The sequence below is a fragment of the Bacillus sp. M5A3_1b genome, assembly GCF_053345335.1.
The window spans coordinates 358,589-371,898 of record NZ_JBKEZY010000003.1; the positions used below are offsets into that span (position 1 = coordinate 358,589).

Below are 13,310 nucleotides of genomic sequence, written 5' to 3' on the forward strand. Positions count from 1 at the left end.
ATTCATTCTTATGGAACAACTCTTCCTTTTAGAACATACTTAAGGGGGAAGTAGCTAAAACGAAAATTTTCTAAATATTTTTACTGGTACGTGCATAAGTATAGAATTTATTGACTATAACAGTAATAACCCAAAAAAATAGTCCCTACGTCAAAAGACGTAGAGACTATTTCAATTAAGCGTGAAGATCAGAAACTTCTTGTTCTTTCACTTCTTCTACTTTTTCGTTTACACGTTCAATAGTTGCACCTAATGCAGCTAATTTCTTATGGAAATCTACATAACCACGGTCAAGATGCTTTAACTCAGTTACACGAGTGTAACCTTCAGATACTAAACCAGCTAAGATTAATGCAGCAGCAGCACGTAAGTCAGTTGCGCCTACTTCAGCACCTTGTAAGCTGTTTGGACCGTTCATAATAACAGAACGACCTTCGATTTTAATATCAGCATTCATACGACGGAATTCTTCAACGTGCATAAAGCGGTTTTCGAATACCGTTTCTGTAATCATACTTGTTCCATCAGCTTGTAGTAATAATGCCATCATTTGTGATTGCATGTCTGTTGGGAAACCTGGGTGAGGCATAGTTTTAATATCAACCGCTTTTAACTTATCTGGGCCGATAACACGTACACCTTCATTTTCCTCAATAACTTTAACACCCATTTCTTCCATTTTCGCTGTAATTGAGCGTAAATGTTCAGGTACAGCATTTTCAATTAAGATGTCTCCACCAGTAATTGCCGCTGCAACCATGAATGTTCCCGCTTCAATACGGTCAGGAATAATAGAGTGGTTTCCACCATATAATTTATCAACGCCTTCGATACGAATCGTTCCAGTTCCAGCTCCGCGTACTTTCGCTCCCATCGCATTTAAGAAGTTAGCTAAGTCAACGATTTCTGGTTCTTTCGCTGCGTTTTCAAGGATTGTTGTCCCTTTTGCTAATGTAGCTGCAGACATAATGTTTTCTGTCGCGCCCACGCTTGGGAAGTCCAAATAAATTTTAGCTCCTTTTAGTTCTCCCTCAACGTATGCCTCAACAAAACCATTACCAACCTGTACTTTTGCTCCCATTGCTTCGAAGCCTTTTAAATGTTGGTCAATTGGACGTGAACCAATTGCACATCCACCAGGAAGTGCAATACGAGCACGGCCGTTACGTGCAAGTAATGGTCCCATTACTTGAACAGATGCACGCATTTTACGTACATATTCAAATGGTGCTTCAATGTTTAGTTCTTTAGAAGCATCGATTGTTACTTGGTTATTTTCAAATACGACTTCAGCATTTAAATGACGTAATACCTCATTAATTGTGTATACATCAGACAAAACTGGTACTTCAGATAGTACATTCTTTCCATCACTCGCTAATAGGGCTGCAGCGATTATAGGTAATACAGCATTTTTTGCGCCCTCAACACGCACTGTGCCGTTTAACCGCTTTCCGCCACGGACGATGATCTTTTCCAAATTATTCCCCTCCGTGTCCTTTTTTCAGTATCTATTCACTCAATACTCAGAAGTTATGATCGGTGTGCCAACCACAATTGTATCTTTGTTGTCTGTAGAACGTATTGCTATTTGCACATTTATTTTCTCTCTATTTGTTGAAAGAGCGTCATCCCACTTTTTATTGTATGCGGAGACTGACACAAATGCTCTTTCTTCTATCTGTTCGATCGCTCTTGCTGAAAGATCTTTCAAAAACTGATTGGTTTTATTTTGCAAAACACCTTCAATCTTATCATTCAGTACACCTTGAACACAAGTGTAAATTATAGGTTTTTCACTAAAAATTTTATTTGTTTTCTGAATGTACTTCGGGTCCCATTTCGCCCCGCTTACTTCAAAAATAATGAAAGTGTTTTCTTTAGTATTTTCCTTACTCCATGTTACTACTACTCGTTCTTCATAAGAAGAAAACTTTTTATAGGATGTAGCTTTATATCCATCTGGAGATTGCTCTAATTCCCACTTTTGAATATTCGCCTTGTCCTTCACATCGTTTAACAACTTTTGAAACGTATGTATATTAGAAATTGTTTTTGTTTCTCGCGCTAACCATGACCACTTCTCTACTTTAGCATCATTTTTCTCTAAAGTTGCAATCATGCTCTCCATTTTCTGTTCATCGCTGATCGGTTTCATCTCTATATATCCAACCAAAAATAAAACAACACTTATCACAACAATAAGAATGGCTTTAAGCTTCAATTTCATCCCCTCCTATCCCCATTGTTAACGGAGATATGAGGTTCTATACACTTACTTTACTAAATACGTTAAACTCTTTGAATAGCCTAAATAATCAAGGAAAAAGTTACTTACAGATGTCCCAATTGCAATTGTAATTAGGATGAGTAACACTCGCGTCTGCATCACTTTTCCAGACTTCATTAAACGCTCAATGTGAACACCTTGTAAGGCCCACCACGTAATGGTAATAAACAATAAATGCGAAACAATGGCAATCAGTGCTTGTTGCCCTAAAAGATGTGCCAAAAAATCGACCCCTTTTTACCCAGCTACTACTTACGAAATACTATAAAAACGATACCATGATAAGTAGGAGCCACACTTTTTCAAATACAAATAAGCATCTTACATTTCACATCGTAATTTGCTCTCAAAAAAAAACATATACCTACATGCATTTTCAATTGTAATTCACACAAAATAAAAAGCGCAGAGTAACAACTCCACACCTTTTATTTTCACTTATTGTACCACGTTCCCTAAGAAGAAGAAATCCTTCATTAATGGAAAATATTCATAAAAGAAATTGTATCCAATCATCGGCATAATCCCTAGTATTACAATCGAGATTGCACAAAGGCTCATAACAACCTTTATATTCAATGGCAAACGAATTTTCTCTTCCACTTCTCCCGTCCGGAAAAACATTTGCTGTAGAATACGGAAATAATATACAAATGAGATGACTGTCGTCCCCATCATAATAGAAGCTAGTACGTAATGAGCTGGCTCTACATGCAGTGCACCTAAAAAGATGTTAATTTTCCCGATGAAACCAGCTGTTCCTGGTATTCCGGCCAACGATAATATAAAAATCGTCATCACTATCGCTGTAAATGGCGACCTTTTATATAATCCGGTGAAAATGGTAATGTTTTCTTTGTCGCTTTGTAAGATTAAGCCGTGAATAATTGCAAATGCACCTATATTCATAAGCATATACGCAAGCATGTAAAACCACATGCTATCCATCGTAAATGGTGATAATGCTACAAGCGGAACGAGTAAATACCCCGCATGTGCGATTCCCGAATAGGCAAATAGGCGTTTTACGTTATATTGCTTTAACGCTACTACGTTTCCAATAATCATCGTAATACTCGCTAGTACTGCAATGTATATGCTCATACGTCCGTATAAAGATTGCACGTCTCCTTGCACCGATACACTTGCAAAAACCATGAGAAACAGACGAATAATGAGTAAGAATCCAGCAATTTTAGAAATCGTCCCGAGAAAAGCAGTAACAGGTGTAGCCGCTCCCTCATACACATCTGGTGCCCACATATGAAACGGCACTGTCGCAATTTTAAACGAGAGTCCAACGAGCAATAGTAGAAATGCGAGAGCTAACAATAACTGAATACCACCAGCAAGCTCCCCTGCGAATACTTTTTGCATGTCCACGATATTAGTTGATCCTGTAATACCGTATAAATAACTCATTCCAAAGAGCGTAATTGCCGTGCCAATACCGCCATTAATGACATATTTCATGGCCGCCTCGTTTGACGCACGGTTCCTTTTTCGTATTCCTACTAAAATATATGAAGAAAGTGAAAGCAATTCTAAACCGACGAAAAGTGTAATGAAGTCAACACTAGAGGCCATAAACATAGCCCCAAGAAGTGCCATTAAAAATAAGTAATAATATTCTCCCTTATCTTCAATTGGATTCTTCTTATCATCGCTCATGGCGGTGCATAAGATGAGGGCCGCTCCGCCTAATAACAACGTTTTAAACCCTTTTGAAAACCCATCTAACACAAACGATCCATTTAAAATATCTCCTGTCGGTTCACCGTATAGCGTGATTAACGACACGATTGCTAATATGACGGCTGCGATTGCACTAAGCGCTACATATCTATGGTTCAGCTTAAAAAATAAATCACATATGGAAAGAAGGATGGCTGCTCCGAGAATAATGAATTCTGGCACCATGAGATGCCATGATAAGCTAAGTAACGTATTCATATCCATCCTACTTCACCCCCAATGTTTTCAATGTATTTTGAAGCGGATCCCCTAGTATTTCTGGCATTACTCCAATTGCAATAATGCAGAAGATAAGTAGCAATATAGGCACATACTCCCAACCGTGTATATCAGCTTTCGCCTCCCACTCTTTCTTACCAAATGTTACTTGAAGCGTTGCTCTTAATACGTATACAGCGGTTAAAATGATGCCAAGTACACCGACTGCAGCAATGACTGGCTCCCCTTGGAATAAACCGAGAAAGGCAAGAAACTCGCTAACAAATCCAGACATTCCTGGCAATCCAAGCGATGCCATTCCTCCTGCTAAGAAGAATCCGCTAAGTACCGGGACACTTTTTGCGAGTCCGCCAAGCGCTGTAATGTCCGACGTTCCAAAGCGCTGTTCTATAACGCCAAGTAAGAAGAAGAGTAAGGCCGCAATTAAACCGTGAGAGACAACTTGGAATAGTGCCCCTTGTGTACCTGGTGCATTTAACACCGCAAGGCCCATTAATACGATGCCCATATGCGAAATACTAGAGTAAGCAAGCACCTTCCGAAAGTCCGTTTGAATGAGCGCTAAGAAGGCTCCGTACAATAAATTGATGACTCCTAAAATCGCAATAAGCGTTGCAAACTCGCGAAAGTATTCCGGGAATAGCCCCTTTCCGAAACGAATCATACCGTATGCCCCAATCTTCAGTAAAACGCCCGCGTGAAGCATAACTACAGCTGGATGCGCTTCAACATGCACATTGACCATCCAGCGATGTAGCGGGAAAACGGGTAGTTTAATCGCAAAGGCAATCATTATGGCAAGAAACAAACCGAACTGTAAGCTGCTTGAGACAGTCATTCCTCCCCCAGCACCTACACTCGTTAATATTTCTTTAAGCTCTGTAATATTTGTTGTACCTGTTTTTGCAAATAAAACTGAGAAAACGATGAGTAAAATAGCGGAGCCAATACCGTTATATATTAAATAACTATAAGCAGCCTTTTCACTCGACAATTTCCCCCACTTTCCAATTAATAAAAACATTGGAGGCAAAGTAATTTCAAAGAAGATAAAGAACAACATTAAATTTTGAGCAGCGAAGACGCCGAGCATCCCTATTTCTAACATGAGTAGCAGCATATAAAAAGCTTTCAAGTTTCTTTTAATAGTAAATGCCGCAATTGCTGCAAGCATCGCTAGAAGAGCTGTCAGCACCATCATAACGAGCGATAAACCATCAATACCGAGCTCGTAATAAATGGAAAACCATCTTTTATCCACCGCTGCAAAATCCCCAAATTTAATCCATTTCACTTTTTCATCGAATAGCGACAAACTCTTTCCAGAAGCATATGTACAAGCGAGGACGATAGCGATTCCAAATGGAAGCGCCGTCCCAAATAAACCAAGCGCTCGCACAGTACGCGATTCTTTTTTTGACGTTAATACAAGTAAGAGAATTCCTAAAAGCGGGGAAAAAATGAAGAACGTTAATAACAAATCATTCATCGTAAATCCCCTCCCGTATAGAGCAAAATAATGACGAGTAATGCAAGTGAAACAGCTGTTACAGTGCCGTACACTTGTACATTTCCGTTTTGGAGTCTAGAACCGAGTCCGCTTAGCCCTTTAATTAGACTCCCTATTAAAACGGCAATTCCTTCGACTACATACGCCTCAAATAAGCGAAGCACATGGGCGATTCCCTTCGTAATAGGGATCACCGTCATATTGTATAGTTCATCCACATAATATTTTTCTTTCAAAAGGTTATAAAGAGGTGTTCCATCGCCACCTGCCCAATCTCTAGAAATAGATTTCTTACCATATATGAAATATGCGAGAGCAATCCCAGCCAAGGAAACGAGCGTCGCAACAATCATAATCCAAACTGGTCCATGTGCCTCTCGCGCTTTAAATGCTACATCTTTCGTAAGCCAATCCCCGAGAAACGTCCCAAACCACGGTGTATTTATATAACCTGCCACTACTGCAAGGACCCCGAGAACGATCATCGGATACGTCATAATGCGGGGCGATTCATGCACATCTTCCTTTGTCTTTGCTTCCCCAGTAAAAACAAGGAAGTAGAGCCGGAACATGTAGAATGCTGTTAAAAATGCTGCAATTACTGCTAATATGAATAAAACGTAATTGCCATTCATCCAAGTCACCGCTAAAATTTCATCTTTACTAAAGAAACCAGAAAGGAGTGGCACCCCACTAATTGCAAGTGTACCGATTAAAAATAGTGCACCCGTTACTTTCATCTTCTTCTGTAAACCGCCCATTTTATTAATGTCTTGCGTATGCACTGCATGAATGACACTTCCTGCCGCCAAAAATAGTAGCGCTTTAAAAAAAGCGTGTGTCGTTAAATGGAAAACACCAGCTACATAACCAGCAGATCCTAATGCGAGCATCATATAACCTAGCTGGCTAACTGTAGAATAAGCAAGCACTCTCTTTATATCCGTTTGAACAAGACCGATAGAAGCCGCAAAGATTGCGGTGAAAGCTCCAACGATTGCCACCGTCTGCATCGCCACCGTACTTGCTGAAAATAGTGGGAACATCGTCGCCACTAAATACACGCCAGCTGCGACCATCGTCGCCGCATGAATAAGTGCCGAAACAGGAGTCGGCCCTTCCATCGCATCTGGTAACCACGTATGAAGCGGGAACTGACCCGACTTCCCCATCGCCCCGATAAAAATTAATATCGCTGTTATTGTAATCATCGTAGGGGTAAGATCCCCCGTATGAATCGCCCTAAATATTGCGTCATATTCAAAACTACCTGCATGCCAGAAAATTAAGATCATCCCAATAAATAAACCGACATCTCCAATACGAGTCATAATAAAAGCCTTTTTCGCAGCAGCCTTCGCTTCTTCTTTAAAGAAATAAAAACCGATGAGTAAAAATGAACCAAGGCCGACTAGCTCCCAAAATATATAAAGCTGTAATAAATTCGGTGATATAACGAGCCCGAGCATTGCAAATGTAAAGAGCCCTAAATAGGCATAGAAAGTTGGTAATCTTTCATCACCTTTCATATAACCTTTCGAATACACATGTACAAGTAAACTCACAAGTGTAACGATAAACAGCATTAAAGCCCCTAATGCAGTCACTTCAAAGCCAAATGATATATCAATATCTCCCGTTCTAAGCCATACCCACTTATGCTTCAATCCTACTTTCGAAAACCGTTCTATTAATACAAGTACCGCAAATATAAAGGAGAGAAAGACGAGGAAAATACTAAGTACACTGCTTCCTTCTCTAATTTTCTTCCCGAATATAAGTAATAAAAAAAACGAAACAAGCGGGAAAAGCGGTATGAGCCATGCATAATCGATCATTGTTTCCTTCCCCCTTTTCGGTCACAATGTTATCCTTTGAGCGTATCCATTTCATCTACATGAACCGTCGTACGATTACGATACAAAGCAATTAAAATGGCGAGTCCTACCGCCGCCTCCGCTGCTGCTACAGCCATCGTAAACAGAGAGAAAATTTGCCCTGTTAAATTTGGGAACAAACCTAATTTACTAAACGCGACTAAATTTAAATTGGCCGCGTTAAGCATTAATTCAATACAAACTAATACAATCACTGTATTTCGCTTCGTTAAAGCTCCAAACAAACCGATGCAAAACAAAATAATCGCAAGCGTTAAATATGCAGAAGCTGGAACGCTACTCATTGGAATCCTCCTCTTTCTCATCCTTCTTCGCAAGTACAATCGCGCCAACAAGTGCTACAAGTAAAATGACTGAGGTTAACTCAAATGGAATAATATATTTCGAATAGAGAAGTGTACCGATTTGAAGTGTGTTTTTTTCATGGAGAGGTAAACTTCCTTGTGTGCTTTCATTTGCAAAATCAATATTGTTAACAGCAAAATACATAACTGCCCCAAATGCTACAACCGCAAAGAAGATAATCCATTTTCGAAGAGTAAGACGCGATTCATTTTCTGCGTTATGTTGCGTTAACATAATGCCAAAAATCATAATAATTGTAATCGCACCGGAGTAAAGTAAAATTTGTGCAACTCCGATAAATTCGGCCGATAAAAGAAAGTACAAACCTGCGATACTAAGAAATGTCAGAACGAGAGCTAGCATCATATGCATGACTTTCGTTAAGTTCAACATAAGAACACCGCCGATAATTGCAGACAAGGATAGTATGAAGAATGCTACAAACTCGCCATTCATGCTTTATTCTCCTTCCTGACGTTTTCGTCGTTTTCGTCAAGCCACTGCAAATTTTTAAATAAATCATCACGTGAATATTCCGCGAGCTCAAAGTTATTTGTCATAACAATCGCCTCTGTCGGACAAACTTCTGTACATAAATCACACAGAATACAAATTTCAAAATTAATATCATACGTGTCGATAATTTTTCCTTTTTTCGTAGGATCCGGATGTTTTTTTCCTGTTAACTGAATACAGTCTGTCGGACAAATGTTGGAGCATTGGTTACAAACAATACACTTTTCTGGATAAAACTTTTGAATGCCTCGAAAGCGGTCTGGCAACGGCAACGGTTGATTCGGATAATCGTAAGTCACCTTCTTCTTACTCAAATTGCTTAATGTATATTTTAATCCTTTAAATAGTCCTTTCATCTCTTACTGGCACCCCCCTCATAGATTAGAAGAATAACTCCTTAATCAATGCCGTTAAGAAAATATTCGCAAGTGCAATTGGCAATAATACTTTCCAGCCAAACTCCATTAACTGGTCACCTCTTATACGCGGAAACGTAACGCGGAACCAAATTAATAGAAAGACTACACTGCTAAATTTCAAAGCAAACCATACAGCTCCTGGGATAAATCCAAGGAACATAACTGGATTCCATCCGCCTAAAAAGAGCACTGTAATTAAAGATGCCATTCCGAAGAAATATACGTACTCTGAAAGCATGAAAAACGCCCATCGAAACCCTGAGTATTCCGTATGATATCCAGAAACAAGTTCCGACTCTGCTTCTGGTAAATCAAACGGCGTCCTATTTAACTCTGCTACCGCCGCGATTAAGAAAACGACGAAACCGATTGGCTGCACGAAAATGTACCAAACATTCTCCTGCGCTGCTACAATTTCATTTAAATTCAGGCTACCAGCTAACAAAACGACGCCAATTACACTCATTACGAGCGGAATTTCATAAGAAATCATTTGCGCCGCCGCACGCATCCCTCCTAAAAGGGAATATTTGTTATTTGATGCCCACCCCCCGGTTACGACACCAATCGTCGTAATGCCAGAAACAGCAATGTAATACAGTAAGCCTACGCCAATATCCGCGAACTGAAATTTATCAGTAAACGGGATGACTGCAAGCACCATAAATGCCGGTGCGAATGCAATGACAGGCGCTAATATAAACAACGGTTTATCTGCCGCTTTCGGAATACTATCTTCTTTCAATAATAGTTTTAAAACATCAGCTACCGTTTGCAGTAAACCGAACCGGCCCCCAACTTGGTTTGGTCCAATCCGCCCTTGCATAAAACCCATTACTTTCCGTTCTGCCAAAATACCATATGTAACGAAGCCAAGGACTGCAAATAATAAAAGCACCGCTAATCCGAAAAAAATGAAGAAATTCGTCCAGCTTGAAGGTGATTGTAAGAGCGTTTCAATCATTAGCCATCAACCTCCCCAAGTACAATATCAACTCCACCTAAAATCGTAATTAAATTGGCGATGTTTTCACCTTTCAATAACTTCGGTAAAATTTGCAAATTGTAAAAAGACGGCCTACGAAACTTCAAGCGGTACGGCTCTTTCTTTCCATCACTAGCAATATAGCAACCAATCTCTCCTCGCGGCGATTCTATACGGACGAACGCTTCCCCTTTAGGCGCCTTAATGATTTTCGGCACTTTCGCTAGCACAGCTCCGTCTTTCGGGAACTGCTGGACAGCTTGCTCAACAATTTTTAATGACTCCTCAATCTCTTGCATGCGGCAAACGTAACGATCCCAAGCATCTCCCACACTCCCAACAGGAATATCGAAATCAAAACGATCATAAATGGAGTACGGTTCATCCTTGCGAAGATCCCAGTTTACTCCGGTACACCGCAAATTCGCTCCGCTTAAAGAATACGAAATCGCTTCTTCCGCGCTATATATACCAACGCCTTTTACGCGATTTAAGAAAATCTCATTACCGCTAACGAGATCATGATAACCTGCCAATTGCTCTCGCATATACGGAACAAACTCTTCCACTTTTTCAATCCAACCGTCCGGCGCATCCCACTTTACACCCCCGACTCTCATATAGTTAAAAGTAAGACGGGCACCGCATAATTCGTTTAATAAATTTATAATCATCTCTCGTTCACGAAACGCGTATAAAAACGGGCTGACCGCTCCTATATCAAGAAGATTTGTCCCCCACCAAACGAGGTGGCTCGCAATCCTTCCAAGCTCCATTGCAAGTACTCGTAAGTATTCAGCCCGCTCCGGGATTTCAAGCCCCATCATCGTCTCTACAGCATGGCAAATGACGTAATTATTCGTCATGGCCGATAAATAGTCCATTCGATCTGTATAAGGGATAATTTGCGTATACTGTAAGCTCTCGGCAATCTTTTCGGTCCCGCGATGCAAATATCCAATAACTGGTGTAGCTTCTTTAATAATTTCCCCGTCAATCTTAATAACAAGCCTGAACACACCATGTGTACTCGGATGCTGAGGCCCTACATTCAAAAGCATTTCTTCCGTACGGATCATAAGCTACACCTCCACATCATACGGTTCATAATCTTTCCGAAGCGGATACCCTATCCAATCATCAGGCATTAAAATACGTGATAAATTCGGATGTCCCTTAAATACAATGCCGAGCAAATCATACGCTTCTCGCTCTGGCCAGTCCGCTCCTTTCCAAAGCGCTGCAACCGACTCTACTTCTGGTGCTTCCCTATCCAACTTCACCTTCACCGCTACTGACTGTTTCTTTCCATATGAAAATAAATGAACATACACTTCCATATGTGTCACAAAATCCGTCGCATGTAGCTCTGACATATAATCAAAAGCAAGTCCCTCATGAAATCGCAGTAACTCCATTACTTCATAATATTTTGCGGGATCCACAACAAGAGTTGGCACGTCTTTTGAAAGTTTATTAATGTAGGAATCTACTAATGCACCTTCGCCTTTTTCCCCCTTAATAAATTCAACATACTGATTTAAATACGGCTGATTCACGGATGGCTCTTCCTGCTTCGGCTCCTCTTCCGCTTTACCTTCAGCGCCCCTTGTCTTCGCCCTTGCTGCCGCTGCCGCTTTTGCCTTCGCTGCTGCAATTGCCTTCGCCTTTTCATCTTCTGAATCCTCATTACCTTGCGAGGCCTTCTGCTTCGCTAAAGCCGCCGCTTTTGCCTTTGCTACCGCCACGGCCTTCGCCTTTGCTTTTGCCTTTTCTTCTTCCGTTACCTCTTCGGTTCCTTCTCTTTTTTGCTTCGCTAATGCTGCCGCTTTTGCTTTCGCGGCTGCGGCTGCCTTCGCCTTCGCTTTGGCCCTTTCTTCTTCCGTTACCTCTTCTGTTCCTTCTCTTTTTTGCTTTGCTAACGCTGCCGCTTTTGCTTTCGCGGCTGCGGCTGCCTTCGCCTTCGCTTTGGCCCTTTCTTCTTCCGTTACCTCTTCCGTTCCTTCTTTTTTTTGCTTTGCTAACGCTGCCGCTTTTGCTTTCGCGGCTGCGGCTGCCTTCGCTTTCACTTTGGCCCTTTCTTCTTCCGTTACCTCTTCTGTTCCTTCTTTTTTTTGCTTTGCTAACGCTGCCGCTTTTGCTTTTGCGGCTGCGGCTGCACGTCGTTTTGTTTCTTCCACAGTTATATCATCATTTTTTGGTAGCGCTTTCTCTTTTTCTCGATTTTCTTCCTCAAGTTTACTTATTTCCGCATCATGTTTCGCAACGAGACGCTTTCTCGCCTCTTCTTTCGCATGCCTAGCCGCTTCTCTTTTCAAATCCTCTAGATTTTTATTTGGATCACTCATTTATTCGTCACCTGCTTTCCCGTCTTTGCCTCGTAACGAATTTTTTCTTTCAATTTATTAATTCCATAAATTAAAGCAGCAGGATTGGGTGGGCAACCAGGAATATACACATCAACTGGTACAATTTGATCCACACCTTTCACAACAGCGTACGAATTTACATATGGGCCACCTGCTGTCGCACAAGATCCCATTGCAATAACCCATTTTGGTTCGGGCATTTGATCATATAAACGCCGAACAATAGGAGCCATCTTCTTCGTTACTGTTCCCGACACAATCATAACGTCCGATTGCCTTGGCGATGTCCGAAAAAATGACCCAAATCGATCTAAATCGTAATGTGATGAACCTACTCCCATCATTTCAATTGCACAGCATGCCAGTCCGAATGTCATCGGCCATAAAGAATTGCTTCGTGCCCATCCTTTTAACTGCTCCAATGTAGAAAAAAAGATATTTCGTTCTAATTCCGCCCGCTCATTTGGATGTAATTCCTCAAAATTTATAACCATTGTAACACCTTCTTTTTCCAAGCATACGCTAATCCAACTAGCAACATTACAACAAAGATGAGCATTTCAATCAGTGCAAATAAACCGAGCTTGTCATATGCAACAGCCCATGGATATAAAAATAAAGTTTCTACATCAAAGATGACAAACAATAAAGCAAAAATATAATAACGAGCATGAAACCGAATATTTGCATTATGAAAAGGCTCAATCCCACTCTCATACGTCGTCGCTTTCGCTGCACTTGGTTTGTTTGGACGCAGCATCTTTCCTAATGTAAGAGCCACTACCGGCAGCAATATACCTAATAGCAAGAAAATCAAAACGATCATATAACTATTTTCATATACACTTGCCATTGTGAAACCCTCCCCCCTGAATTAAGAACAAGTTCACTTAGTAAACAATATGTCCTAGTTGCAGTAATTATTATTTTTAAATTTTTCTAAATAATGCAACTATTTTAATCATTATAGCAAACTTCAAATTCCTATGTCGATATATTGGGGA

14 protein-coding genes are annotated in these 13,310 nt (G+C 40.6%); all 14 read right to left on the reverse strand.

The genetic code is table 11. The features are described 5' to 3' along the window. Nucleotides 1-175: 175 nt before the first annotated feature. The 14 genes from murA to nuoA all read right to left on the reverse strand — a co-directional run bounded on the left by murA (nt 176) and on the right by nuoA (nt 13,159). Nucleotides 176-1,480 (reverse strand): UDP-N-acetylglucosamine 1-carboxyvinyltransferase, encoded by a 1,305-nt coding sequence (gene murA / locus ACLBWW_RS11515; RefSeq protein WP_000411269.1) that lies wholly within the window; start codon nt 1,478-1,480, stop codon nt 176-178. Between the two features lie 39 nt (nt 1,481-1,519). Continuing rightward, complete coding sequence (locus ACLBWW_RS11520; protein WP_447614042.1) at nt 1,520-2,224, reverse strand: YwmB family TATA-box binding protein; 705 nt, start codon at nt 2,222-2,224, stop codon at nt 1,520-1,522. Nucleotides 2,225-2,275: 51 nt separating this feature from the next. Next, a complete protein-coding gene (locus ACLBWW_RS11525) occupies nt 2,276-2,512 on the reverse strand; it encodes a DUF1146 family protein (RefSeq protein WP_000940744.1) in 237 nt (78 codons plus the stop codon). Between the two features lie 216 nt (nt 2,513-2,728). Further along, nucleotides 2,729-4,243: an NADH-quinone oxidoreductase subunit NuoN gene (gene nuoN, locus ACLBWW_RS11530; RefSeq protein WP_327986646.1), complete on the reverse strand. Its 1,515-nt coding sequence runs from the start codon at nt 4,241-4,243 to the stop codon at nt 2,729-2,731. Nucleotides 4,244-4,250: 7 nt separating this feature from the next. After that, nucleotides 4,251-5,753, reverse strand: a complete 1,503-nt coding sequence (locus ACLBWW_RS11535) for an NADH-quinone oxidoreductase subunit M (RefSeq protein WP_447614043.1) — start codon at nt 5,751-5,753, stop codon at nt 4,251-4,253. Continuing rightward, nucleotides 5,750-7,612 carry an NADH-quinone oxidoreductase subunit L gene (gene nuoL, locus ACLBWW_RS11540; RefSeq protein WP_048542670.1) on the reverse strand — a complete coding sequence of 621 codons (1,863 nt, stop codon included), beginning with the start codon at nt 7,610-7,612 and terminating at the stop codon, nt 5,750-5,752. Before nuoL ends, ACLBWW_RS11535 begins: the two co-directional genes overlap by 4 nt. 29 nt (nt 7,613-7,641) lie before the next feature. Then, nucleotides 7,642-7,956 (reverse strand): NADH-quinone oxidoreductase subunit NuoK, encoded by a 315-nt coding sequence (nuoK, locus tag ACLBWW_RS11545; RefSeq protein WP_000100078.1) that lies wholly within the window; start codon nt 7,954-7,956, stop codon nt 7,642-7,644. Further along, on the reverse strand, nt 7,949-8,473 hold the full coding sequence (locus ACLBWW_RS11550; RefSeq protein ID WP_048542672.1) for an NADH-quinone oxidoreductase subunit J: 525 nt from the start codon (nt 8,471-8,473) through the stop codon (nt 7,949-7,951). Before ACLBWW_RS11550 ends, nuoK begins: the two co-directional genes overlap by 8 nt. Beyond that, the gene (gene nuoI, locus ACLBWW_RS11555; RefSeq protein ID WP_000677191.1) at nt 8,470-8,889 is read right to left on the reverse strand and encodes an NADH-quinone oxidoreductase subunit NuoI; all 420 of its coding nucleotides are present in this window, start codon (nt 8,887-8,889) and stop codon (nt 8,470-8,472) included. The genes ACLBWW_RS11550 and nuoI overlap by 4 nt, the downstream gene beginning before the upstream one ends. Nucleotides 8,890-8,914: 25 nt before the next feature. After that, complete coding sequence (gene nuoH, locus ACLBWW_RS11560) at nt 8,915-9,916, reverse strand: NADH-quinone oxidoreductase subunit NuoH (protein ID WP_000573437.1); 1,002 nt, start codon at nt 9,914-9,916, stop codon at nt 8,915-8,917. Further along, nucleotides 9,916-11,016 (reverse strand): NADH-quinone oxidoreductase subunit NuoD, encoded by a 1,101-nt coding sequence (gene nuoD, locus ACLBWW_RS11565; RefSeq protein WP_000621434.1) that lies wholly within the window; start codon nt 11,014-11,016, stop codon nt 9,916-9,918. Before nuoD ends, nuoH begins: the two co-directional genes overlap by 1 nt. Nucleotides 11,017-11,019: 3 nt before the next feature. Beyond that, nucleotides 11,020-12,285, reverse strand: a complete 1,266-nt coding sequence (locus ACLBWW_RS11570; protein WP_447614044.1) for an NADH-quinone oxidoreductase subunit C — start codon at nt 12,283-12,285, stop codon at nt 11,020-11,022. Further along, nucleotides 12,282-12,800, reverse strand: a complete 519-nt coding sequence (gene nuoB / locus ACLBWW_RS11575; protein ID WP_000236331.1) for an NADH-quinone oxidoreductase subunit NuoB — start codon at nt 12,798-12,800, stop codon at nt 12,282-12,284. Before nuoB ends, ACLBWW_RS11570 begins: the two co-directional genes overlap by 4 nt. Further along, nucleotides 12,791-13,159, reverse strand: a complete 369-nt coding sequence (gene nuoA, locus ACLBWW_RS11580) for an NADH-quinone oxidoreductase subunit NuoA (RefSeq protein ID WP_431123121.1) — start codon at nt 13,157-13,159, stop codon at nt 12,791-12,793. The genes nuoB and nuoA overlap by 10 nt, the downstream gene beginning before the upstream one ends. Between the last annotated feature and the right edge of the window lie 151 nt (nt 13,160-13,310).